The sequence below is a fragment of the Wolbachia endosymbiont (group A) of Rhinocyllus conicus genome (assembly GCF_947250775.1).
In the GTDB taxonomy this organism is placed as follows: Bacteria; Pseudomonadota; Alphaproteobacteria; order Rickettsiales; family Anaplasmataceae; genus Wolbachia.
This window is the reverse complement of record NZ_OX366349.1, coordinates 1,510,679-1,536,252: the sequence shown is the minus strand read 5'-3', so window position 1 is coordinate 1,536,252 and position 25,574 is coordinate 1,510,679. Positions and strand designations below refer to the sequence as shown.

The following is a 25,574-nucleotide window of genomic DNA, read 5'->3' as shown; positions in this document are numbered from 1 at the left end:
AATTGTTGAAAATTTCTACTGTGTGTTGTATGTACAGTTTATTGCTCTGGCTTGTACTGCTTTTCTGCGTTATACAATAGATCTATAATTTCTCTGTAGGGCTTATTATTTTTATTGTGCCGTAACATTATAACAGCTAAATCCCTTGGCTTTTTTCCCCTAAATTCTTTGGCATTTGGATTTGCACTATTTTGTAACAGGAATCTGACAATTTCTAAGTTACCATGCTCTGCAGCGTAGTGTAAGGCTGTTCTGTGACTTGAATCACCGCTCGTAGAATTGATATCAACTTTCTCTTCTATCAAAAACTGAATACCTTCTAGGCACTCTTTTTCTGCAGCATATCCTAACAACCTTTCTTCAAAGACTAGGGTATTATGGATATCTACTAAGTTCCTCTCTGTCAAAAATTTCACAACCTCTAAATCACAATTTCTAACAGCAATCGATGTTATCTTTTTATAGTTCTTGGTTGCTTCTGCATTTGCTAATTCAGCCTTTCTGTTAGTATCAAAGACAAAGAAACTTATAATAACTGCAACAACAGCACCAAATGCTATCAACCCAGGTATAATTTCTATCCAATACATCCAATTTTGGTGATAATAGCAATCTTGATGATGACAGTGCTCTTGATAATAACGGCGATTTCTTCTTGGCATACTTTTGTTGCAATACTCTGCCTTGCGTATAGCAATTGTTTGTTGAATTTTTCTTAATTAATTCTGCTTATCGCTGCTTCTATTGTAGTTTGGTATCCCCTATTATCTAAAATATGCTCCGCCCTTTCTATTACCCATTCGCCATCTATTTCTTGGCAAAACCCTGATAAGTTAATTTTAGCTTCTGCAAATAACTCTGGATTGCCAGGTATTGTCACGTTTAATTTTGCTTCATTTTGCTTTAATCGTCTGAGCTTAGCGCTTGCTGCATTGATCGCTGATTCTGCAGTAGGATAAAGCTTATATATCGGATAACTTGGTTCTTCATTGCCTACTTTTTCTTCTATGGTTTCTCCTCTTTCATAGCTGTACCATTTTGCTATAACTGATCCATATTTACTACGTACATTAAAATTTACTTTCCAATTTATTACATCTTTAGGTGTAAGTACTGTTGTACCTAAAACCTTCTCTGTTGCTGATTTTCCTCCTCCTTTGGGAATAAAAATTATGTGTCCTCCTATAGGTTTTACCGTTGCTTCATGTTCATCTCCTATCCTTTTCAAAAAATTCATATCACTTTCATCTGTTTGAGTGATGTGTGATATAAATATATCTTCAAATTTTTGCGCAATTTTAGCTTCATATCCGTGCTTTTTTGTTATCTCTCTTACTAAATCACCTAAAGTAATTTCTTTCCATTCTTTTGATGTTTTTTCTTTCAGCGATCCTCTTAAGTTTGCTGCTTGGCATTTGACCCTTAAAATCTGTGGTGGACTTTGTATAGTGATCTCACTTGCTGTATAAACCCCCATAGACAATAGCCCGGTCTCTTTATACCCCAGAAAAACTTTCAACTCACCCTTGAGTTCATTACTTCCATATTCAAGACATATTTCAGCTTCATCACTCGTTGTCCCTGATTCATCAGTAATATGCAGAGATATTAAGCTACTCCTTAAGGCCTCTGTAATAGAGTTATTTTCTGCTATTATGTTAAAATCTGGCTTCATTAATCTAAAATTTTTACAACAGACTTCTGTGATATCTTTTGAATCTTAGGCAACTTAATTTTCAACCCTGCAGGCAAAAAGCTTCCATACTCTGCAAGTCCAGGATTTTTTTCCAAGACCACTTCCACTGCTCCACTACTGTAACCATAATGCCTCCAACAAATATAATCCAGCATTTCTTTATCCTTGGTAAAATAGTAAATCACTTGTTGTAGCTTTTTAACTTCAATTGAAACTCGATCTTTCTTGGTAGTCCACAAGGAAGATATGATCTCTGTCTTTCTTCTATATGAGTAATCACAAAGTTTCCTAGTACCTCTGAACCATAAACTAAAACATTTGGTTCTTTGATGTCACGCATATTTCTTAGTTGTTCTAAACTACTATTTTGACGATGTGGATAAATCACTCCTGTTAAATCAATATTCTCAATTCCTGAGCCGATATTCTGCAGTGATGTCTTCTCGATACATTCAATTGTATGCCACCTATGCTCTTTACTACGCCTGAGGCTCACTGGATCAAATTTAAATTGCCCAAGTAACACTTAATTTATTTCCTCCACAACATCAAAAAGAGCCCCTCTTGCTTGTTCTCTAAATCTTTCTATTACTGCATCAGCAATGCTACGGGCGCCTTGGTTAGGCTCTGCTTTCACATTTATGTTAAACGTTTGATGAAAGGTTTGGTTGTATGTTTTTAATTCTTTTTTCTCAAATCTACTTTTCTCAAATGCTTTATCAATTTTGTTTTGATTATCTTCTATGGATTTTTTCTCCTCGATAACACTTTTGATTTTTACATTATTCTTGCTCCTCTCAGACATTTCTTTAATCGCACTATTATTTGACAAATTACTAGAAATGCTGCTCTTAAGGGGAGTATGTATTTCAGCAACAATACTTTTTCTTTTTTCAAATTCTTTCAGTGGACTATTTTCGGCAACCTTTCCAAATATGCTACCAACAGTATTTCCCATCCATGAAAACATTTCTCCGATGGGCTTTATTATCGATTTTATATATTCCCAAAAACTAGCAAAGAAGCTCTTTACTTTTCCCCAGTTACTAATCACAAGTATTGCACCAGATATAAGTAAAGCAATAATAGCTCCTATAGGGTTACTCACTATTGCCGCCGTCAAAAATCTCACTCCTGCTGTGACTGCTGGAATAGCTGATGTTGCTAGGCTCAGAGTCGTAGCTTTTAAAACACTCAGTCCAGTAATTACTGCTGGAATAGCGTATGTCGATAGAACAGAAAATGCTGCTATTGCTTTTGCTGCTAAACTCCAAGCTGTTCCCATAAATAAACTAAGTATGTAACCACCACCTACTAATAGAACTTTAAGACTTATTAGTGCTGCTATGGTACCCATGATTGCTGTAGTTACAGTGGGATATTTTTCTGCAAATGAGGCTATATGTTCACTTACCCATTTTAACCTTTCAGCTATAGGTTTTAAAATAGGTAACATCACTGAACCCAGATTCATTCCTACTTCTGCTATTGAATTTTTTAGCAATCGCAATTGGTTGGCTGTAGTACTCACACGGTCATTAAATTCTTCCTGCAATGAATTTGCACGTTCCCCTTCATCAGCTAATAAATCCAGCACCTTTTCATATACTTTTGAGTTTTCAAGTAGTAGCGCTATATCATCTTCTGCTCCCTGTTGGAAGAGCTTTAGCAGAATGCCAGCCCGATCATGTTTATCTATTTTTTTTAAAATTTCAAAAAAATCTAGTAGTGCTTTGTGAGGGTTTTCCTTGATACTCTCTTCAAGCTCTTCTATATCTATCCCGATTTCTTCTAGTGTTTCTCTAAATTCATCTTCTTGCTTCCCTGCCGTTTGAAGTTTAACCAGCATACCACTTATCATTTCTGCTGCTTTTTTGGGTTGTTTTCCTAAACTAATGAAGGCGTTTAATAAACCAGCTATCTGATCAACATTCAAACCAAACTGTTTTGCTGCCCCGCCAGCTATCGTCATTGCTGCCATCAGATCTTTTGCCTCAACAGTAGTATTACTTGATAGATGATTTATCGTATCTCCCCACTCTTTTAGATCTTCTATTTTTGTTCCAAAAATTTTATAGAGCTTGCTAGCAGCACTTCCTACTTCTTCTGCGGTCATACCAAAATTTACTGCCATTTTCGATACTGTTTCTGTAAATTCTAGAAGATCTTTTTTTTCTTCAATACCAAGTCGAGCACCACTTGTAGTTATTTGTGCTAACTCTGCAGCAGATAGTGGTATTGTACGGGATAACTCCTTTATTCCCTGGCCAAGTTCCATAAATCCTCTATCATTGGCTTCCTTCTCTTTAGAAAATTTTTTCACTGCCCTGATATCAGCCATAACACTTTCAAAATCAATTGCAGCTTTAAATGGAGTTCCAAATGTTAATGCAAGTGCCCCTGTTTCTAGTAATTGTGATTTAAAGTGTGTCCTTTGTGCTGAAAATCTCTGGTATGCTTTGGTAGCAAAGTTTAACTTACTATATTGACTTCTCAGCCTACCTACAGAAGCACCTAGTTTATCTTGATCTCTTATCAAAGACTGTATATTCTTTCCACTTTTCTTAAATTCTTCACTGAGCGCATGTAAAGTGTCTCTCTTCTGTAAGTACGCTGTTTTGGCCTTTATTGCCGATTCCTTAGCCTTATCAAACTGAGCCTTTAAATCTTTACTTGGCTTTGCTGTTGTTTTCATTTGCTTAGCCAAGGACGTTACTTGCACTTCTAAGCCTTTCCAGGATCTCTTGGCAACTAATGTGTTACGACTTAACTCCTTAAATTTTGATACCGATTTCATCGATGCATCAAGTTGCCTTATTGTACCCCCAAGACGGGAAAGTTGAGCACTACTTCCTGCCATTGCGCTATTAAAGCTAACATCTAGTATTGCACCTATTTTTACTGATAATGTTGACATTTAAACTCTCCCGCAGCTTTGGCCCATAAAATAAATTCGTTTATTTCCATCTCAAGTACCTGCTCAATTCCGCCACCTACAACAGAACAGAGCATTAGTACATTTAATCTTAAGTTCTTTGTGTAACCGATGGAAAAAAATCTTTCAACGCTTCCTGTATTTTCATGTAGTCTGCAAAATATAACTCCCAAATTGTTTCTTTTGTTACAGATGCAAGGTTTGCTATTAATACAACTTCTTTTTCAAAATCACTACTACCGGCACGTTCCATTGCTAGGCAGTCTCTTACTTTGACTGGTCTAAAAGTTAATTCCGAAACCGGAGTTCCATCTACTGTTATTGGGTTATCAAGTTTTACTGTTGTCATGTTTCCCCCTAAAAGTTAATTAAATAAAAGTCTTCGTGGCTTTTACATAACTAATTTTTTACTTGAATTGCAGAAGTTGTGTTTTATTGAAGTGACCACACCTTTTCTAAACTTTTTCAACAAAAAATATATTTAAAGTTTTGGTAGTAAGTCTAACAATCCTGCCCGTTTATAAATGTTATCTCTATGTCCTGCTGTAACGAGAAATACTTTGCGTTTTGGAATATTCACACGATAGATAAGGCGATAGTTATCAAATCTCAGTCTTCTATATCCTCGTAACTTGCCACGTAATGGTTTACCAGCTTTATTTGGGTTAACTTTGAGTTCCTTTTCTATAGCTTCTTCAATACCCAATCTTATTTCTTCTGGTAAAGCTGGAAAATCCTTTTTAGCATACCTCTTTAAGAGTTCAATTTCGTAAATACTTTATCCCCTCTTGAAGTCTTCATACTTAATTGTTTCTGCGCCTGGAACATCACTCTCCTTGACAGTATCAGATAACGCAATCTCCTCTATCTCACATTCAATTCCTTCTATGATTAGCCTTTTTGCTAATTCTTGAATAGGCTCCTTGGTAACTTCAGCTAATCTAGTAAGGTGATGTGAAGTTTTTGGGTCAAGTGCTATGTTAATTCCTAAGTCTGCCATATGTTTTACCAAAATATACCACAATAATTATACAACATTTCTCTGAATTTTTCAATAAAAAAATATGTAAACTACATCAAATTCCTAAAACTGTCTGTAACAAAGCCATTTGATCAACACCATTAATCTTGCGAATCATATTCTCAGCATCGATTTCGATAAGTTCTCTAGCACCGATAGTAAGTTTGTAATAATGCGCAGCTACGGTACACTTCAGCGTTGCTTTTTCAGCCGGTTTCCAACTGCCAAAATCAAATTCTCTGAATATTCCCCTAAGGTTGATAATTACTCCTTCAATATCATTACTTCCACTGCCTTGAAGACCACCCCTTAGCGTCAAAGAAACCGAATTTCCATCTATTAAACCAAACAGCCTAAAAAGCTCTGAATCATATTCGGCAAAAGTAAAATCAGCTTCGAGCTTTTCCATGCCCATATCAATATTTATTGGAATATCCATACCACCAGCTCTATATTCTTCTGTTTTTATGGTAAGTTTTGGCAAGGTTACTTCATCTATTTTTCCTGCATAGCCTTTACCATCTACGAATACGTTAAAATTCTTTAAAATCTTCGGTAACATTCTTCTCCCCCTTTTCTCCCCTTTTTACGATATTGCGCCACTCACAAGGTGTGACCTGAAAGTGATCTGTTCTGCTGGATATGGTGGTGTAAACTCAAAATCAAAATACACTTTACCACTTGCAATATTTGCTTGGGTATTAAGCTCTGGATTGGCATAACACCTTCCACTGATAATCGCTCCTTGTGCTTTTAAACTTGCTAGGTAGGAATTAACACTCTCTATCACTTCATCTATATAAGTTTGGTAATATTGCGATCAGCTGCCCATAGATGAGCTCGCAGTAGACTATCATTGATTAAATCTGCAGTACGCCTAACAGGCAGAAAAGCCCACCTTTCATCGTTTGAACATGTTCTATTTCCCCATAGTCTGTAGCCATTTTGATGAATGATTGTCGTGACTTCATTTTCATTTAAGTAATTTGCTCTACAACTTGTATCACCGAGCGTAAAATCAATAGCTCTGCTTGTTCCAACAATACCATTTATCTCTTTATTTGAAGGCGAATGCCAAAATCCTTGTTCACTATCTATTTTTGCTATTAAACCAGCAACAAATGGACTTGGCGGTTTTTCCTCCCCTTCAAACACCTTTACCCATGGATCAACTACGTAAACTCTGCTACTGCCTACACTTTTTCTCCACTTTATTGCTTCTTCATCATTGGTATTTGGCCCATCTGCTACTATTATTGCTCTTAGCTTTTCTGCTATCGGTATTAAAGCGCTAACCACTGGATTCACAGACCCTTCGGGCAATTGATGAGTAAACTGAGGGGCAATTAGTATTCTTGGGGCAACATGGACTATACTTTCACTGCTGAGGAATGCTTGAATCCCTTGATATTCCCCGGTTTCTTCATCAACTCCTCCAATGATGTTTTTTAACGTTTCTTCTTCTTGATCAGCATCTTTAACTCGAATAACTACTACTGTTGCACCAACCTGGGAAAATATTCCATTCACTGCAGAAGGCAGAGTTCCTCTCTTTCCAAGTTTTGCTGCTTCCTTTAAACTTCCCGCTATTAATACTGGTTTATTCAGTGGAAACTTTTGCTCGTCAGCTTCCGGAGCAGTACCAATTACGCCAATTACCGATGATTTAGCTGTGCGTACTGTCCTTGCTCCAGAGGTAATCTCAATAACATTTACCCCATGTAAAAACTGTTCTGTCATTTTTCTCCTTGTAATGTTGAATTTCGGAAAGTGGATAGAGAAAAGGTTTCTTTTTTAGCTCTCTAAAACCTTTTGCATTTTTTGCTTAAAATCGTTGAGTAAACTCTGCAGCTCTTCTTTATTCCTGACTTCCTTAATTTTCTTCTTAGCTAAGTCTTCAAGCTCTTCGCATTTGATTATTGCTTTTACTGCTTTTTTTGCTTTTTCCTGAATTATTCTTGCCATTTCAATAACCGTAATATCACGGACTTTTGCTAAAGGTTCTATGATTTCTACATCTTTTTCGTCTATAGATTCTGGTGATGTTAAAATGTTCTCTGCGGCTTTTGCTTGTATTTCGTACGACTTAAGCTTCTGATGAGAATATCCTGCATATTGGTGAGTATAGTTATTATAATAAGCACGAAGACTAGAAAATGCAGAAAGTTTCGCAGTTTCCAATAATTCCAGCTCAATATCTTCTTGACTCCTTTCAACAATTTTCCCTCCTTCTGTTAACCGATAACTCTTTTGCCAGTCGAAATTCTTTGGCGCTTCGTACCAATCATTCCCAGTTGGCTTGCTTTCAAGCGTTGTTGTTTCAATTTGCTTGTTGTTTTCAAAATGAATATAAATTGGCATTGGTTTTCTCCGTTTTCTGGTATCAATTCCAGATTTTGTGGGTGGCATCTAATCCTGGACATTGCCAAGCTCGTAGCGTTCTTTCTACATCGATTTTAAGCCCTGCAGTTAAAAAGTTGTTACGTATGTTATAAATTCCCCACTGGATAAATTGACCATAGGTATATACATCACCTGAAAACGCACCTTCACTAACTTTTGTTCTGGAATGTAGATAAGATGATGTATAAAGTAACACTGCAACCGTTTTTCCTGCTGGAATTTCTACATTGCCAGATGCGGCAAATTTGCTATTAGAACTCGCATATTTGTAAACATTTTTCCACATTATTTTTGAAATTCTTGATTTACTAGCATTGGTATTATCAGGGGTTCCCACAAATGCTCCTGCTCCTTCATATCCTGAACTCCAATAAGATGTACCAACAAAGTTTAATGTTCTTGTTATATCCCTACTTGTGGTGTTTTTTACAAACATTACTCCAAGTGCAGCACACGGGTAGTAATATATCTGATTATGACTACTCGAAAAACTGTTTGTATACAACTCTCCGTAAATAAATGTACCTTTACTTCCCTCTATAAAACTCAATTGTCTTGGCCGATAAAAACTAACGTAACTTGTATCGTATGTATGGCTACCCGCAAGTAATTGCAACATGTAATCGGTTTTTGTTATATCACCGCTCCATCCACCTAACTCAGTTGTGAAAATTCCGTGACCATAGTAATTATTTCCTCTACTTAGTACTCCAAACAAGAAAGGTAATGACCCTGGTTCAACCATATTTCGATTTTTTACTTCTTTCATGATTGACGACCCACTTGGTACATCATTGATGGAGTTAAATTTTGTTGTCAGTGTTTTTAGCTGGTCTTCCCTGGTTTTTACCTCCTTCATAATTGATGAACCGCTTGGCAAATCATTGATGGAGTTAAATTTGGTTGTCAGTGTTTTTAGCTGATTTTCCCTGGTTTTTATTTCCTTCATGATCGATGAACCATCTGGCACATCATTTACACCACGAAAATCTTCTACTAAACCTTTAAGACCATCTTTATGATTGTTGCTAATACTGTTTATTGCCGCAATATTCGCATCCTTTCTCGTGTCAAGTAGCGATACATATGAATCTGATGACGCTTTTAAAGTATCCAAGGTGTTAGTTTTTAGCGTATTGATCTCATTTACAGACTCTGTCTTTGCTCCAGTTATCGCTGATATTGAATTTTCCTTGTTAGTATTTATATCATTCAAGTGCGATCTTGCAGCGTTTAGAAGTTCTTTCAACTTTTCATCAGTCATCTGTACAATTTCAGAAACTGCACTTTTGTCGACTATTGATTCCAATGCTTTAGCAAGATATGCTAATTGATCTGGTGTACTGTTTGCTGCTAAATCCTTAAGCCTCTTTTGTAGTGCATCAATTATCTCTTTTACCTCAGTCATCTGCACAATGTCAGCAATAGCTTTTTTATCTGCTATCAATTCCAGTGATTTTGCAAGATATGCCAGTTGATCAGGTTGCTGTTTGCTGCTAAATCCTTTATCCTTTGGTATATTGCTTCTTTCATTCCCAAAAATTTAAAAAAGTTTCAAAGTTAAACCGCTCAAAATTACTCTTAAGTTGATTATGCTCATCTTCTCTTTCAGTAATATCTTCATCTATTTTTTCTATAGCTCTTCGAATACGTACTACATCTTCCACTGCAATGTTTTCTGGATGTGGTAGTGTATATCCTCGTTTGCTTTGGTCATTTGGCATTGATTCAAGTAATAATCACTCGCAAATTTTTTACTTTAGGACGATAGATAACTGTTCCACTTAAAACTAATTTTATCCTTGTCTCATTGCCATTAAAGTTTGTCAGCACATGAGTTCTCTCTACCCAATTTTCTCCAATTGGTTTTCCTGATGTTAAATTTACTAATTGCCATTCTCCCACGTTTTTCTCTACATAAGTTTTAATGTCTGCAGTGCCAGGTATCAGCGCATCATAGGTAATTGTTATCTTAGTGTTAGCTCCTGCTGTAATACTTCTTGTAACATAATCTCCAGACTCTGAAAGATTACCCATAACTAACTGTAACCCAGGATAAAGAACTGGACTTTTTTCTCGCCCTCCTTTTAGGCTTGCTTTTACCGTTAGCTCTCCAGATAATCTTTCACGCAGTGCGAGCGGCAAATTATCAGACAAAAAGTTTTCTCTTCCCCCTTCATCTGTCAGAATAAATTCTACATTGGTATCAAATGCTACTTTTTCGACGTTCGTCAAAACAATTAAATCTGATACATTATTTACAGTAACTTTGCCAAGATCAACAACATGAGAAACTTCACTAAATTTTGCAGCTAGTAGTCGAAACGTTAAATCTAAATTTTGATGTGGAGTCCAGGTGCTTGCATTGCTAGATGACAGTAATACTCCTACTTGATATGGTTGACTCGTTACCCAGCGGCTATTTACTGCATCATATTTGCCAAGTTCTGCTATTTTTACTGTAGTATCTGCATCATCAGTAAGCAGTACTATCGCATACTCTTGTTCTGCATGGCAAAACACTGGTGACCAAGTTATACGTGTTGCTGTGCCATCTATCTTTATATCTTTTGGCTCAATATAGCTTTCAGCAATGACAGTTTGTGAGGGTACTCCCACTGCTGTTTCTGTAATCTGCACAACAACACGTTTTTTGCCTTTATTTATGAACCATAGCTCTACACCTCCTATGTGCCTACTCTCATTTAAAGTAAATGTTTGCGCTAAAGGATCAATTCTTCTTGCTGCAATAACTCTTCTTCTCTCTTCTATAGTAATAGTTTTTTTACCAGTATACGTTGTTTCTCCATAACTTCCTTTATCCCCATAAAACTGTACTAATTTAGTACCTGCTGGAATATTTGCTGGTACTTTCACCTTTCCCTTTAATTTTCCCTGGTTGTTAGCTCTTTTTTCCACTTTTTTTTCCTCTATGCCATAGGTATAATAGAAATGCCATCAAATTTTATTTCCTTAAGCTTTTCATCTGGCTCAAAACCTTCAATCTCAAAATTTTGAGTTGCTTCTCGCATAAATTCAGTTTCGTATGAGGTACTTGACAGCAGCTCTGTTGTTTCTTTAACATTAAACACTCTGGTTACTGGACTTTTCCAATTTGTTTTTACCTCCGTCCAGTGATCAATATTTTTATTTAAAGTAATTTGTGCTGGTACTGGATCAAAAGCTTGATACGGATTAATTCTTTCTCCTTTAGTCTGTAAGAGCTGTTCTAGTACCGGCTCAAGTTCATACGGCAAAAGATATCTTTCCCCACCTTTTTCAATATCTGCAACTTCTACATCTATTGGCAGAACTAGCTCTCTATTTACTATTGCTGCAGACTGCGAAATTCCTTGATCACGCATATCATCATCGAAGAACGAATCAACAAATACTCCTTTTTTGGTGGTAGGTTCTCTTGAATTTGCATCACTGCGTAAACGTTCCTCTGCAACTAGAGCATAAAGATCATTTATTCCTTTTTTCATTGCTTCAAGCTCATTCATCGGTACAGCATGAATAGCATTATTCACTATTTTTACCCCTTCTTTTTCTCCGTTTTTCCATGTTTGGTGAATGTAGCAGAGCAAAAGTTGTCCGCTAGGCGCTTTAGGCATTGATGGTCTCCAAGAATGGGAAATTCCTTTTATCCTTCTTATTGTGCCTTTTGCATCTATAGTAATTAAATCAAAGCGGGGCATTTTCCAGGTGTAATCAATCAGAACCAAGCTGTTATCAACTGCTCCTTTTACTTTACACCCCTCTTCACTTATATCTTCAGGAATTACATGAGTGCGGCAGCGGTAAGTTATTTGATAACTACTTCCAGGAGCTGGTTCTTTACCTGGTAATGACCAATCAACGTTTCCTGCATTTAACTTATAGTCTGTACTATTTTCATAAATAACATTGCCTTGTTTAACTTGAATAATCTCAAGTACTGCAGAATCAGGTATCGGATCAACAGCTCCTGAGTATGAACCATGAGTAACAGTAGTGGTTTTCTGAACAGTTATATCTACTTTTTTAATTTCACTTATTGGAAAATCATTAACTTTAAGTTCCATTACTCTTTGGCTATTTGGCTGAAAAGTATGTGGTTCTGATTCAACTGATTTTATATTCGGATCTTGATCAAAAGAAACACGAATACTATGAGGTAACTCAATTTCATAACCATCAACATGAGCTTTGCCCTCATTAATCACAAATATTTTTTTTCCCTTTTCGTCTCCCTCTTCTCTCTGCAAACACATTACTTCTAGACCATTTACAACGTAGGAACCATTTGCCTCTTTGTCATAACGAGCAAGCGCAGTAGTTACTATATTTGCTTGTGGTGGCGGTGAATGTTCTATCAATACTCCATTTTCAATATTGTAAATTGGGTAAAATTCGCCATTTGTAGAGTTAACAGTAACACTTTCTACTTGGTATCCCCAAATGGTGGAAACTTTAAGCCTTGCAGCTCCTACTTCCTGATAGTTTCTTGTACCAACAGCAGGATCACGAAGATTTTCGTCCTCAAGTTCTGTAATGGTAGATTCTAGGTAATAAATACCTATACGAACTGTGGTACTCAGTGGAATAACAAACTCTTTTGCCTCTACTTTTCTCACCGCTCCACGAAGATAGATTTTTCCTGACTCAAGTGTAACTTTACCAGTTTCTCTATCTATAATACAATTGCTTCCTGTTATAACATCACCATCACGAAATATTGCATCACCTATGCCTTTAAGCTTAGAAAGAGCATACTCCTGAGTCTCATTTAATTCTGCAGACTGTAGACCTCTTCCAGCAAGAAATAAGCTTTTCTCATATTCTTTGTCAGGATTAAAGCGGTTATAATAACTATTTAAGGTCATTTTGTTTCAAAAAGTTACAACAAATGAAAAAGTTTCCCGAGTTGCAGATGTTCTGATAAGTGGTACAGTGTGTTCTAAAACTAATAAGATCCCTGGGTCTTCTATATCTTGTGGTTCAAAATACCTCTGTCCTATAGGTAATTCTTCTTTTACTTTAGTACCAACCATAACCCCTAATTCCCGTATAACTTGATTTGCTGCGTTTGTGAAATCGAAAGTAAATTTGAGATAGAGATTATTAGTTGGTACATTTGAGGGCCTAAACCTTCCAGATGGAGTTATAAGTTCACCGTTTTCATCACCTGTGCAGAAAAGCACTTCATCCGCAGTACGTCTGCCAAGTTCATTGAGTAGTTTTTGAGAAGTAATAGGCTCCGGTGGTGTGCTTTGAACGTACTCTATAGTAACTGTACTATTATTTACAATAGAGCTGTTTTCTGTACGCTGAATAACACCAGTACTGCTATCAACTATATAATCTATACTTGGCTGATAAGTTGTTTGTCCGATAAAAACTTTTACGTCTTTAATGGGATGGTGATCAAGCTTGATTTCGTTATCAGCTGCAAAAGTTTTTTCTACTTTATGGCTACTTTCCCAATTTGCATCACCACTGCCCCAGGCAAGATGTATGGCTTGTTCTTTAATACTTGCGGCTATTGCTGCTCGACCTGATTGTGTGAGTATTGACATTAATTACCTTATTTCATAGCAAAGCAATTGCTTCAAATACCAATTGTTAACTCAAGCCCCCTTATATATATAAGTTCAACTTTTTTCAGAAATGTGTTCACTTTTTTTGCAATTCCTTTTTTCATAATAAGTTTTTATTGACTAATCTTTAATCTACTTTAGACATAATATACTTACTTTTAGATATATGATAACTAATAGAGAATTTTGGGAAAGTAGTTTAGAAATGCCAGTATCCTTTTTGCTTAAGGACTTTCAAAATCCAAGTTTACGTGAAAGTTGGCTTGATTCTCTTTCTGGTAGACAATTAAGTGTGATCTTTAACCATTACTTTCAGAATAAACAAAACAGGCAATTATTTAAAGACTACGAAAAATGCGATGATATTTCAACTCAGCAAAAACGCAAGATGCTTATTAAAATTTCTGAATCTCTGTTTGATTATTATTTAGTCAATCGTTTTAGTCGTACAAAATCAGAAACAACTATAGCTGAAGTAGCACAGTCTGTATTAGGCCAAGATCTTCTGAAGTCATTTCTGCTACAAAATAACAAATACGACAAAAAGTCCTTGTTGTTCACTCTCTTTATAACTAATCGTAACTTACTAAAACAAATTTTCTGCTTTAATCAAGTACAGAAAAAAGGGTTTTTACCTTTCGTATTAAAAAATCCTCCAAGACAAAAGTCCACTTCATTTAAGAATTTTTTATCAGAAAGTACAATACAGGAAATATTAAAACAGCATGATCTCTCAGAAAATGATAGTTTTGAAAGTCAGTTTCAAGAACTCTTTTACTACCAAAATAGTATTTACTTATTTATACGACGTGCTAGTAAAGATAAAGATTTTGTGATAAGTTTAAATAAAGTAATACATGGTTATAAGCCTGATTGGATCATTTTTGATTTTTCTTCTAATGCTAATCAAGTACATTTATCCACTAAAAATATTAAACACGGTTTAAAAATAGCAAATAGTATTGTCAGCCTTTATTTTGCTCTTGAATGCTCTTTTGTCAGTTTACATAGCCAAAACACAGTGGCACAAGTACGTACCTTCCTATGTTCATGTATACCAAAATCAGGACTTAATGATATTAGCATATGTGAACTTAAACTTACTTTAGCTAAACCACAGACCTTTATTACATTAAATACAAATGAAGTTGAAAAGTGGTTGAACATATTAGAACCTTCAGTTGGTAGTGTGTTACATGAGGTCTCCCTTATTCAATATGTGAAGGTGATATTTAAAAACAAAAAGGTTACTTTATCCTTTCGAGTACAGGACTCAAGCTATATAGCAATTAACTACTCAGAGCACGTACTTGATAAAAAAGAACGTGAAGATTTTAAGTTGTTGTTTAGGAATACGTATGGACTTACCATCTTGTCAAAAGCACAATACTACTGTCTATCGGCAAATAATTACTAACCTGCTTGAGTGGAATACTTCTCATGATTCACCTAGTCAGGATTTTTTAGAAGTTGCACAATACTTATCAAGCCTTGGGTTTTTAAGTTTAAGAGAATATTATTTTATAGTCTGTGCTAATGATACAGATGATTCTGATTTTCGTGTAATAGATTCTTTCTGTAACAATAGACTAGAAATCGCAAGTGACTACGATGAGGAATATGATGACCCAATAATGTGTGACCTATGTAATCGTGATATCCTGCCTGATACCTATGAGAAGCAACGTTACCATTCTCTAGAGATAAATGTTAATCATTTGAAAGTTATTGAATGGTTTGAAGAACAATTGGCAAATTTGAACATCACTTCGAATAAAGTAGCAACAGGGGTTTATTATGTTATTGTTGGCACAAGCCTTGTCAGCTTAATTATTCCGGATTGTTGTTCTGATAAATCATATCTAACTTTAGATAAGCTCAAAACTAATCCTACTGTTTTGATCAGTTTCAATGAAAAAAACCTTAAACCATTGTTAAACCTGTACATTATTCCCATGGCTGATTTAATTTGTGGATATCGAACTTTAAATGAAATATTAAATGAAACAGTTGAAAAAGGAGTACCAAAGTTATTACCTAACGTTTCTTTTCAGGCGCTAAATTGCTATCCTTATATTCCACTACAACAAACCAAACTAGCAACTCAAGAAAAGATTCTGCAATTACGAATCAAAAACGGTGGCATTTATATCAATGACATAGAGGTTGTCAATAAGCAATCTAAGTTAGGAATGAATATCTTTTTTGTTCTTCTTGAACAATTCTGGTGCGATTTTAAAGAAGGCATTTCTTCAGGGCAACATAAAGCATTAACTATTGAACAAATTGCAGATTACCTGGGAAATATTTCCGATGCTGAACAACAAATTCGTAAACCGATAAATAGAATGCAAAGAACCATGGTAGATAAGTTAGCTATAACCTTAGGCATGAATGTAAAAAGAGATGATATTATTCAAACTCTACCATGGTCTGGAATAGGTATCAAGGAATATGGCTATAGACTTAATCCTTCCACTCTCAGCCTTAAGAAGTAGCACAAGTGCTGCACCACTGGCTATTTACTTTGCTAATCTGCATAGCTGGAATAGATTCACCATTTCTCAGTTCAAATATCAATTTGTGTTGTTCATTATCTTTCATCATCATCACGCCTGAAGTATATAAACTCCTTAAGGCAGAAGCACCGCTGAAACTTTGAAATGGCTCTTCTGACAATGATCTCTTTGATACTTTTTTGGTATTGTGCGTTAAGATAATACCACATCTAGGGTTTGTCATCGCTCGTAACTTTTCAACTCTATCTTTAAAAAAACAGAACACGGAGCTATTGCTATTCTCTTCTTTGTATTTATTAAAATCAAAAATACTGCGTAGCGTATCTATAGCAATAATATCTACTTCTTTTACATTTAATGTTTTTGCCATAATATTACCGATTTTTTCTACTCCTTCAGAATCTAAAAGTAGCTTTGTCTTTGGAGTAATAATTAAATTTTCTGATACTAATTCTAAAGATTTTTCATCAAATTCCAGTTGTTGCAGCCGCTCCTTAATGTAGTGATACTCAATATCAGTTTGAAGATAGAATATTTTCAATGGTTTAGATGGAATCATGCCTAAAAATGGTAATCCTGCGGACATATATGCTAACCAAGAGAGTAAGAGGTCGGTTTTTCCTACTTTTGGTGCTCCTCCTAGTAATAGCATTCCTCCAGGCGTTAAAATCCTTGGTGAAATTATGTCTTTTGGTAATGGGGATTTATCTTTTAAATATTGTCTAGCTGGAAATGCTTGTATATTCATTTGGTTTGATGCAAATAGTTGTTTCACATCTATCCCTTCTTCATACCCCTCAGGTATACTGTGCAATATTCCTAAATTAGCTAGTTCAGCAGCAATCTTTTCAGCATATTTTTCATCCTTATCCGGCAAAATTATTACTTGTTTACCAGTTAATACAGACCAATCAGTTTCACTGATAGATCCATATACACCAAGCATCACAGTTGTTGCCATAATTCCGTGCTCTATTAAGGCTTCAGCTCTTTTCTCTCCTTTTACTATTACTAGCTCATTGGACCTAATAATACCAGGTATGTTATATAGTGGTTTTAAGCCCTTGCCAGAAGTTTTCGGATACCAAACATGTCTGTAATTGTTTCTGTAGAGATATGCATATGCTATCACTTTGTTATTCTCGTCAAGATAACTATATCTTGCAGTTATATGTTTATTGAGCCATTTGTTTATAACTCCAGAAAGTCCAGCTTTATCAGCAACTAAACTCCAAAGTGTGACAATATTACCATTGTTTCCACTATTTAGGCCATACCAGCTTCCTATCTTACCGCCTGCAACTTCAACTATAATTTGATCTCCACTGATATTTCCAATATAGAATTTCTTCTTGAAAAATTTACCGCCAGGCAGTAAATAAAATAAACATGCTTTGATGTTATGCAGTAGTAAAAATTCCATTTCTCCAGTAATACAAAATTCCATAAGTCCTCCAATTCTAAAAGACACAATTTAAAATGGCACCCAATCAACTTCAGGTTGCTCTGGGATAATAACCGTAGCAATCTTGTTTTTTTCTCCATATCGATCAGCTTCAATACCAACTTTTGCAGTAAACTCTAACCCGTTAAAATCAGCTATAGAGTTGACTTTTCTAGCAATAACTGCTTTTTCTGAAGTGTCATTTGAATGAATGTTCCGTGCTGACTCTAAAATACTTCTAAGCATAGAACGACCAGATTCTGCCCAAACATCTTCTTCTTCAACGCTTGCTTTGCCACTTTTAATGCCAATTACTTGAAAAATCTTACGTTTTGCATATAGACCTTCAGTGACAGTAAATTCAGCGTTTAAATAGATGCTGCCAGTAGTGTAGCTTTTCGTGAACCAATTTTCATAACCTCCAGGCTTTATTGCCATTTTTACCTTGACTGTTGTACCTCTCGGTATTAGACTGCTCTGCAGTTTCGCGTTATTAAAATCAGTTAAAAAATCTGTTAGCATATTGTTCCCTATAAATTAAGTAAAAAAAAGAATCAACTCCATTGGTCTACAAGTTTCCAACGACCATTTATCTTATCGACAAGCTTGCTTGCCACACGTTCACCATTTCGCAGCTCAAACACTATTTGACGGGTAGTGCTTTCTTCATCATGAGCAAACATCACCATGCCAGTGCTATAAAATCCACGTAAAGATCCAGCACCGCTTAGGCCTTGAAATGGATCTTCTTCCAGCATCTTTTTGGACAGTTTTTTTGTGTGGTGGGTGAGGATTATACCTGCATCTGGATTAATAATGTTCCTCAGTCTTTCAAGCGTTTTTTGCAAAAAGAATAGCATAGCGCTGTTGTCATTTTCATTACCATATTCACTTGAGTTAAAAATGTTACGAAGAGGATCAATCGCAATAATATCAGGTTTGAAACGCTCTTTAACAACATTTTTAATTTCATCTATTTCTTCACTACTAAATGATAATTGCACTCTTGGCGTGATAATTAAGTTATTGGCAGCTACATTCAAAAGTTCGTTATCCAGTTGAAGTTGTTGCAACCGTTCTTTCATATATTCATACTCAATTTCAGTTTGCATGTAGAAGATTTTCAAAGGTCTACTTGGTGTCATACCGAGAAATGATCTACCAGCAGCCATGTAAACAAGCCAAGAGATCAAAAAGTCACTTTTGCCGATTTTAGGTGGGCCACCCAGCACCAATAGACCTCTTTTTGTTAAAATCCTTGGTGAAATTATATCTTCTGGTATTGGCGATTGATCATTCAAGTATTCTTTCACACTGAAAAAGGGAATTTTTTGACCGATATTGAAAAAGCTTTGTTCCATAATAATTTCTCCAATTTTTAATTAAACAATAGGAGCCAAAGTTTTGGCTTTAATTTTCGCAAGTAATTTACCCAGATGCGGCTCTTCAACCATATTAAGGCAACCACTTCGATCTTTAGCTGGGTATCCCCAAGAATTAATGTTATGACAGACAAATGAACGTACTTCTGTGCCATTATCTTTCTTAATTCCAACCATGCTGATCACCTCATCAACAATGCCTGGAATCTCACTAGCGGTTTTAGCTCCTTCACATTGAGGTAGCCAAATTGGACGATTGCAGTCATCGAGATATTGACCTAATGTTCCAACTATGATAGTGTCTTTGTCTCTGATATGTTGAAATTGATTGAGCCAAGCCATCATCTCTTGAGCAAGTAATCCATGGGCAGCTCTCATATCCTGTTTTCCCGATCTCTCAGAAAAAGCTTCAGGTTGCATTTTTGCCCATAATAGACATAAACGTGAAGCAACGGTTATACTGTCCACAAAGATGCATCGGTATTTAGAAACTTCAGAAAGAAGATTTTTATACTTACCAGATACATGTTCATGGTGTCTTTGGCTGTATGCTTGATCAGACCTCAGCGCAGGATTAGGCCCACCAATAAGACAAGCAATGTCTCTAGCTTCATTCCAAGTGCGAATATTGATTGAATCTCCTTTCCAATCCTGAACAGCAAGAAGTCCTGCTTCAAAATCAAGGCAAAGCGTTGTCGATTCAACAAGAGTTTTAAGCAGGCTAGTTTTACCGATTCCATAAGGTCCAAAGATTACCATTTTCACACCTGTGACTGTTTTTATTCTTTCTTCGTTATTTATTATTTTTAGAGTCATAGTTTTTACCCCCTATATATATAAGTTCAACATTTAGCGCATATGTGTTCACTATTTTTTACGAGATATAAGTTTTTAGATGTGGAAATTTTTCACCTATTCGTTTAAGAATCTTGTAGATGGTTGTTCTCGATAAACCAGTAATTTCAGAAACTTCAGCTACATTATAAACTTTGAGTTTTTCACAAAGATCTTGCCAACGTGGTGGTAACTGTTTAATAAGATCTTCAACATCTGAACATGCTGCAACTTTGCTTTCAAAATCACAATTTTTATCAACTAAACTATCCAAGATTTCATTGTCAAGAAAGGTAATATCTCCACCATATTTCATACGTTGTTTTTTGTTTATAAGGTTAACAACACGATTTTTGATCACTTTGTCTGCAAAGTAGGAAAAACTGCTTTTGCTTTTCTCATGTTGCTCGAGGCAAGGCCAGATCTCACAAAAAAGTTCTTGTTCTATATCTTCAAGAGTGTCATGAGCAAAACATCTGAAAGACTTCATGTATTTAGCATAATCTCTTACCTTTTTAACTAATATATAATTAATCTTAGAGTATTTATTTTTAGACTTCATAAAGCTCCATAAACAGTTATATGGCTTAAGAATGAAGTCTATTGACTCAATCTTGCAGGGCATGGAAGAAACTCAGTCCCCTATGTAGAAAAATTAACTTATTGATATTCAGGTGTTTTTTGTTAAAGCATCCCCCATCTGCAAAATTTGTTCAGACATACTTATAGATGTTTTTATATTGGAGACTAGTTCTTCTTTGAGTTATTTCCGTTTTAAGTTTTCTCAATAAGGCATTCATATAAATTTTTTTTCTTTACAGTGAATAAAAATAACGGTAAACTTACTTGTAAGTTTATTTTGTAACAATAGAATTGTTTAGAATGCCTTCTATTTGAGCTTTTAAGAGATTTACAAGCATTAATTAAAAAAAAGATGACTTCTTTATCTGAATTACAAATAGTGTTTATAAGGACCTCTTAAAGAGTTTTAAAGGGTAAGGAAATTTTGTCACCGTCCTTATGGTAGAGGTAACAAGAATTGGCTATTGCAGAAATGACCTTTCAAAAAATCTCTAACCATTTGTTCTTTAGGCTTGAAAAATTTTCTCTGCAATCAACAAAAAAAACATAATCACAGGTAATAAATAAAAATTTTGGTAAAAGTAATGCCTTTTTATGAGGTTTGAAGTTTCAGTAAGTCAAGAATCGTTTTAAAAATAATTACTGGCATTTTTTCTTGTTAGTTTTCATGACACTAGTAGTATGTGTTTCTATTCTAATATTTATTTATATTACTTTATATATCTACGTATGTATTATTTACATATATTATATAATATATAGGTTTTCGGAAATTGGAAAGCAGCTATTCTAGCGGGTTTGAGTGTTACCAAATTGACTAAATTTTTTAAAAATGGAAACGTAACATTATTTATGTTTAGTAGCTGAAAGTTGGCGAATTTCAATAAGTTAGCTGCAATACAATCTCATTTCCAAAACTTGGTAAATTCTCCGGAAACGTTGGAAATTGGGTAAGTCCGGAAATCATTTTTGCTGTACTTTCTAGAGACAAAAAAGCTCACAATTTTCAAAAGTTAACTACTTCAAACTTTCCTGCACCTACATTAAAATCACCTTTACCCTTAGCAAATGGTCCTGTTGGTATATCAAGCCACTTATCTTCTTTTGAGTGTGTAGCCATGCCTTTAATTATCTTACGCTCGTTTAATAAGCTTTGTGCTAGGTATTCAAGTTTATGCCTACTAATATCATGAAATGCAGCTGGTAATCTATGCCGCTGTTTAAACACCCCTGGTCCACCTGTATGCGTAAATGGGTGCCCTTCTTCTGCTGAAACTGCTATAGCTTGCACAAGTATCTTTTTTAAGTATTCATCAGATATTTTTTTGAGCTTAAATTCTTCAGATATATCCTCAAGCAAGCCAGTTGAAGAACGCAAGTAAGTTCTTATACTCCTATCTGTTGACCCATTAGATTTAACTATAGCTCCTTGATATACTGCATTATTAACTTTATTCATCTTGAATGTCTCAAATACAATGTTTTGATTGTCTGCAGAAGCAGGCCATAATGCAAAAGAACACCTAACTCCATCAACAAGTGCAGTAGTTCCTCTTATTGCCTCTCTTGCTTGCTCTACAGTTGTGATTGGTCCTCCACATTTAGGTTTTCTCATGTGATGTGCTACAATTGTAGTTGCTCCTGTTTCACTTGCCAAACTAGCAAGTAACCCCATTGTGTACCATCCCATCTCTGGATCCGCATTTATATCTGCATGGACAAATGATGTTAATGGATCAAAAACAATAAGTTTTAAATTGTTAATCGAGCTTAATTGTGCTCTGATATCTGCAAACTTTTCTGAAATTTCAGGACATTTGCCACGCATATTAGTTTTTACTACAGAAAAAGGTTCTCCTGTATTTGGTATAGGTACAATAAACAACCTATCTTGATATTCTGCCCTTTTACCTTCAGGATCAAGGCGATCGAGACGACGATGTATTTCATCTGCATCATCTTCTGCTGAAAAAATTACCACTGATCCATGTTCTGTCACAAGTGGACCAAAACCGCATGTTTGATCTGCGTTACTTGCAACTTTAAGTGCTAGATCAAGAAGAAGCATACCTTTACCTGTATCTCCCATAGCAGCTACTATTGAGGTAACACCTAAAGGGAATAAACCTTCAACAAGAAACCTTTGTATTGGTACTGGACCTAAATAACGACTCACACTCCAATCTAAAATGTTAAGTGGCTTTTTTGTAGATTTTTTTTCGATGAATTCCGAAATATTTATACCTTCTTGTACACCATCTGCAGCATCCCACCCTTTCGGTTTACCTTGTGGAATCTTAAGAACAACAAGTGATGCAACTCCGATCTCTAAAAGCTTTTTTTCAGCATTTTTTGCGTATTTATTACCTGCTTCATCATTGTCTGGCCATATAATAATGTGTTTACCTTTAAGTGGAGTCCAATCTGTTTTCTCAATAGGTGCATTTGCTCCAGACATCGCTGTTGTTGCAGTAATTCCTTGTTCTATCAGCGCTTCAGCACATTTTTCTCCTTCAACTAGAACAACTTTATCAGATTTTAAAATGCCTGGTATATTATATAGAGGCCTTATTTCTGGTGAAGCATAATTAAACGTTTTAACATCAAATGGACGATATTCTTTCTTTCCTTCAGGAGGGTCATAACGGTAAACTATAACTATAATCTGGTTGTCTTCATCGTAATAATTCCAGCTGTAAGTCATGTACTGTTCTAGATCTTTGATACTCTTTTTTTCTCTAGTGTGTTGTTTGCCAAGCCATTCGCTTATTGAAACTATTACCTCAGAAAACTCTGTCCTTGCATTCTTTCTATGCACAGCTGCCCAAAGGTCGATAATATCACCACCTTCTCCAGTTGCAAAATCATTCCATAGACCGGCTCTACTGCCACTCAGTTCTACTCTTAAACTTTTTCCTTTATTACCCCAGATATCACCTACTTGAAACTCATTTTTGTGAAAAGTTCCGTAAGGTAATAAGTACGAAAGACAAGATCTGATATTTTGTAAAAGCTGTGTTTTTAGGTCTGCTGTCCCTTTTGTTGAAAAATGATCCTGTGAATACATAAACTCTCCAGTTGCCTTAATTAATATAGTTCAATGTTTTTTGAAGAAGTGTACACGTACAGCAGTTGCAACTATTGCAATGGTTTATAAAATTTTCTGGTGAGTTTATTGATGAAACAAGAGAACAAAAAAACTGAACACTTTTTCGAAAAAAGTTGAACTTATATTATTAAGGGGAGAATGAAATGCAACCTCTCTCTAGTTAAGTAGCATAAGATTCTTGGATTTCCGTTGTTGGCCAACAAAAAAACTATAAACCGCTTTTTGATAGTACGTTGTAGGAACCAGACGATATTTTGGAATCAGTGTTTTAAATAATGTCAATCCTAACACTGGACCTCGGTAAACAGACAGGCTGGGCAATTCTAACCAATGGAGTAATTGAAAGTGGAAGCAAAAGTTTTCATGGTAGCCGTTTTAGCGGAGGTGGCATGTGCTTCTTGAATTTTCGTAATTGGCTTAATTCTTTGAAACATGAGTTCACTGCAGTGTATTTTGAAGAAGTGAGAAGACATCTAGGAACTGATGCAGCTCATTGCTACGGTGGGTTTTTGGCTGTTCTCTCTGCTTGGTGTGAAGAACATCATGTGCCGTACAAAGGTGTTAATGTTAAAACTATAAAACGCTTTATAACAGGCAAAGGCAATGCAAGTAAGAGTGAAGTTATTGAAGCGATACGTGAAAAAAGTTTTTCACCTAGAGATGATAATGAGGGGGATGCTTTGGCATTAATGTTTTACGCTATGAATCTTGGTAAAGATTTTAACACATAAAAAATACCGTAAAAGTGGGTCCTTTCGGCCATACTGGCGGGTTTGGTGGGTTCAACCCCAGGCCTTCTTTAGCGTCAGAGATATTTTGAATATTAACTTTTTAATTAGTACAGTAATTATATGAATTTAGCAATCCACTACTATCCTGTTGAAAATCTAGTCGAATATGAGCGTAATCCACGTAAAAATGATGACGTAGTAAACAGAATGTGTGCTTCAATCAGGGAATTTGGCTTTCGTATACCAATAGTTGTAAAAAGCGATGGAACTGTGGTTGATGGTCATTTAAGACTTAAAGCAGCAAGAAAACTTGGTATGGAGAGTATTCCCGTAGTCTTAAGTGATAATCTAAATGAACCACAAACCAAAGCTTTTCGATTACTGGCAAATCAATCAGCTAATTGGGCAAAGTGGGATGATGATCTTTTGAAGGTGGAAATTCAAGAATTAGAAGATTTACAGTTTGATCTTAAAATGACAGGATTTGAATTAGAAAAAGTTCAACATTTCCTTGATGATTTAGATAGTGAAAAAGAAGATCTTTCTGACTTAGTTGTTGATGACAAAAAAGTAACAAAATCAGGTGATCTTTGGATTTTAGGTGATCATCGAATCTATTGTGGTGATAGCTCTGTAGTTGAATCATATAAAGCGCTGTTAGATGATAAAATGGCAGACATTACTGTTTGTGATCCTCCATATAACGTTGATTATGGTAATAGTCAAGATAAAAAGATATTAAATGATAATCAAGGTGAAAAGTACGAACTTTTTCTCTATGACATCTGTTCCCATATTTTAGCATATACGAAAGGTGCAATTTACATCTGCATATCATCATCAGAGTTTTCAACGTTGCAAAAAGTATTTGAGGAGGCAGGAGGAAAATGGTCGACATTTATCATTTGGGCAAAGAATCACTTTACGCTAGGAAGATCTGATTATCAGAGACAATATGAAGCAATGCTCTATGGATGGAAAAGTGGCAATAAACGTGAGTGGCATGGAGGTAGAAATCAAAGTGATCTATGGTTTTATGATAAGCCAATACATAACTCACTGCACCCAACAATGAAGCCAGTAGAGCTAATGGAGAGAGCAATAGTTAATAGCAGTAGACCAGGAGACATAGTACTTGATCCATTTAGCGGTTCTGGCAGCACACTGATTGCATGTGAGAGAACAGGAAGAATTTGTAGGACAATAGAGCTAGATTCAAAATTTGTAGATGTAACCATAAAACGTTGGCAAGTATACACGGGAAGAGATGCCATTTTAGCCGGTACTGGTAAAACTTTTTCAGAGATTCAAGAAGAAAATTTGTAAAAAAGAAGCA

At 35.5% G+C, this 25,574-nt stretch carries 25 protein-coding genes and 1 pseudogene; 4 read left to right on the top strand and 22 right to left on the bottom strand.

The features are described from left to right. Positions 1 to 38: 38 nt before the first annotated feature. The 16 genes and pseudogenes from OOK92_RS07610 to OOK92_RS07535 form a co-directional block, all read right to left on the bottom strand. Entirely contained in the window at positions 39 to 662 is a 624-nt protein-coding gene (locus OOK92_RS07610; RefSeq protein ID WP_264688178.1) for an ankyrin repeat domain-containing protein, read from the bottom strand. Between the two features lie 53 nt (positions 663 to 715). Continuing rightward, complete coding sequence (locus OOK92_RS07605; RefSeq protein WP_264688179.1) at positions 716 to 1,675, bottom strand: phage late control D family protein; 960 nt, start codon at positions 1,673 to 1,675, stop codon at positions 716 to 718. Next, positions 1,675 to 1,851, bottom strand: a complete 177-nt coding sequence (locus OOK92_RS07600; RefSeq protein WP_264735751.1) for a tail protein X — start codon at positions 1,849 to 1,851, stop codon at positions 1,675 to 1,677. The genes OOK92_RS07605 and OOK92_RS07600 overlap by 1 nt, the downstream gene beginning before the upstream one ends. A gap of 26 nt (positions 1,852 to 1,877) precedes the next feature. After that, positions 1,878 to 2,222, bottom strand: a complete 345-nt coding sequence (locus OOK92_RS07595) for a phage tail protein (RefSeq protein ID WP_264735750.1) — start codon at positions 2,220 to 2,222, stop codon at positions 1,878 to 1,880. Beyond that, complete coding sequence (locus OOK92_RS07590; RefSeq protein ID WP_264735749.1) at positions 2,223 to 4,613, bottom strand: phage tail tape measure protein; 2,391 nt, start codon at positions 4,611 to 4,613, stop codon at positions 2,223 to 2,225. It abuts the gene before it with no gap. Positions 4,614 to 4,722: 109 nt separating this feature from the next. Then, on the bottom strand, positions 4,723 to 4,980 hold the full coding sequence (locus OOK92_RS07585) for a phage tail assembly protein (RefSeq protein ID WP_264735747.1): 258 nt from the start codon (positions 4,978 to 4,980) through the stop codon (positions 4,723 to 4,725). A gap of 132 nt (positions 4,981 to 5,112) precedes the next feature. Beyond that, positions 5,113 to 5,337, bottom strand: coding sequence for a type II toxin-antitoxin system RelE family toxin (locus OOK92_RS07580; RefSeq protein ID WP_264735745.1), 225 nt, complete (start codon positions 5,335 to 5,337; stop codon positions 5,113 to 5,115). Between the two features lie 72 nt (positions 5,338 to 5,409). After that, a complete protein-coding gene (locus OOK92_RS07575; protein ID WP_236514454.1) occupies positions 5,410 to 5,631 on the bottom strand; it encodes a hypothetical protein in 222 nt (73 codons plus the stop codon). Between the two features lie 76 nt (positions 5,632 to 5,707). Continuing rightward, a complete protein-coding gene (locus tag OOK92_RS07570; protein ID WP_264735744.1) occupies positions 5,708 to 6,214 on the bottom strand; it encodes a phage major tail tube protein in 507 nt (168 codons plus the stop codon). A gap of 24 nt (positions 6,215 to 6,238) precedes the next feature. After that, a pseudogene (locus OOK92_RS07565) lies at positions 6,239 to 7,392 on the bottom strand (phage tail sheath subtilisin-like domain-containing protein). A gap of 54 nt (positions 7,393 to 7,446) precedes the next feature. Further along, positions 7,447 to 8,013, bottom strand: a complete 567-nt coding sequence (locus tag OOK92_RS07560; RefSeq protein ID WP_264735743.1) for a hypothetical protein — start codon at positions 8,011 to 8,013, stop codon at positions 7,447 to 7,449. A gap of 22 nt (positions 8,014 to 8,035) precedes the next feature. Next, positions 8,036 to 9,502 (bottom strand): hypothetical protein, encoded by a 1,467-nt coding sequence (locus OOK92_RS07555; protein ID WP_264735742.1) that lies wholly within the window; start codon positions 9,500 to 9,502, stop codon positions 8,036 to 8,038. Between the two features lie 82 nt (positions 9,503 to 9,584). Then, positions 9,585 to 9,779 (bottom strand): hypothetical protein, encoded by a 195-nt coding sequence (locus OOK92_RS07550; protein WP_264735741.1) that lies wholly within the window; start codon positions 9,777 to 9,779, stop codon positions 9,585 to 9,587. Positions 9,780 to 9,783: 4 nt separating this feature from the next. Further along, positions 9,784 to 10,974 carry a hypothetical protein gene (locus OOK92_RS07545; protein WP_264735739.1) on the bottom strand — a complete coding sequence of 397 codons (1,191 nt, stop codon included), beginning with the start codon at positions 10,972 to 10,974 and terminating at the stop codon, positions 9,784 to 9,786. Positions 10,975 to 10,985: 11 nt separating this feature from the next. Further along, entirely contained in the window at positions 10,986 to 12,923 is a 1,938-nt protein-coding gene (locus OOK92_RS07540; RefSeq protein WP_264735738.1) for a DUF4815 domain-containing protein, read from the bottom strand. A gap of 6 nt (positions 12,924 to 12,929) precedes the next feature. After that, a complete protein-coding gene (locus OOK92_RS07535; protein ID WP_264735737.1) occupies positions 12,930 to 13,616 on the bottom strand; it encodes a hypothetical protein in 687 nt (228 codons plus the stop codon). Between the two features lie 187 nt (positions 13,617 to 13,803). On the opposite strand from OOK92_RS07535, the gene OOK92_RS07530 reads away from it, so the two are divergent. Continuing rightward, the gene (locus OOK92_RS07530; protein ID WP_264735736.1) at positions 13,804 to 15,054 is read left to right on the top strand and encodes a hypothetical protein; all 1,251 of its coding nucleotides are present in this window, start codon (positions 13,804 to 13,806) and stop codon (positions 15,052 to 15,054) included. Beyond that, entirely contained in the window at positions 14,996 to 16,135 is a 1,140-nt protein-coding gene (locus OOK92_RS07525; protein WP_264735735.1) for a hypothetical protein, read from the top strand. The genes OOK92_RS07530 and OOK92_RS07525 overlap by 59 nt, the downstream gene beginning before the upstream one ends. Here the strand turns inward: OOK92_RS07525 and OOK92_RS07520 are convergent. From OOK92_RS07520 to OOK92_RS07495, 6 genes are all read right to left on the bottom strand, one after another. Beyond that, positions 16,125 to 17,603: an AAA family ATPase gene (locus OOK92_RS07520; protein ID WP_264735734.1), complete on the bottom strand. Its 1,479-nt coding sequence runs from the start codon at positions 17,601 to 17,603 to the stop codon at positions 16,125 to 16,127. The genes OOK92_RS07525 and OOK92_RS07520 overlap by 11 nt on opposite strands. Before the next feature lie 27 nt (positions 17,604 to 17,630). Further along, positions 17,631 to 18,122 (bottom strand): hypothetical protein, encoded by a 492-nt coding sequence (locus OOK92_RS07515; RefSeq protein WP_264735733.1) that lies wholly within the window; start codon positions 18,120 to 18,122, stop codon positions 17,631 to 17,633. 32 nt (positions 18,123 to 18,154) lie between these two features. Further along, positions 18,155 to 18,961, bottom strand: coding sequence for a helicase RepA family protein (locus OOK92_RS07510; RefSeq protein WP_264735731.1), 807 nt, complete (start codon positions 18,959 to 18,961; stop codon positions 18,155 to 18,157). 21 nt (positions 18,962 to 18,982) lie between these two features. Beyond that, positions 18,983 to 19,798, bottom strand: coding sequence for an ATP-binding protein (locus OOK92_RS07505; protein ID WP_264735730.1), 816 nt, complete (start codon positions 19,796 to 19,798; stop codon positions 18,983 to 18,985). A 58-nt stretch (positions 19,799 to 19,856) separates the two neighbouring features. After that, positions 19,857 to 20,378, bottom strand: coding sequence for an RNA polymerase sigma factor (locus OOK92_RS07500; protein WP_179947489.1), 522 nt, complete (start codon positions 20,376 to 20,378; stop codon positions 19,857 to 19,859). A gap of 1,026 nt (positions 20,379 to 21,404) precedes the next feature. Next, positions 21,405 to 23,465, bottom strand: coding sequence for an AAA family ATPase (locus tag OOK92_RS07495; protein ID WP_264735728.1), 2,061 nt, complete (start codon positions 23,463 to 23,465; stop codon positions 21,405 to 21,407). 317 nt (positions 23,466 to 23,782) lie between these two features. On the opposite strand from OOK92_RS07495, the gene OOK92_RS07490 reads away from it, so the two are divergent. Next, the gene (locus tag OOK92_RS07490) at positions 23,783 to 24,238 is read left to right on the top strand and encodes a crossover junction endodeoxyribonuclease RuvC (protein ID WP_264735727.1); all 456 of its coding nucleotides are present in this window, start codon (positions 23,783 to 23,785) and stop codon (positions 24,236 to 24,238) included. A gap of 120 nt (positions 24,239 to 24,358) precedes the next feature. Further along, positions 24,359 to 25,564 (top strand): DNA modification methylase, encoded by a 1,206-nt coding sequence (locus tag OOK92_RS07485; protein WP_264735726.1) that lies wholly within the window; start codon positions 24,359 to 24,361, stop codon positions 25,562 to 25,564. Positions 25,565 to 25,574 lie beyond the last annotated feature (10 nt).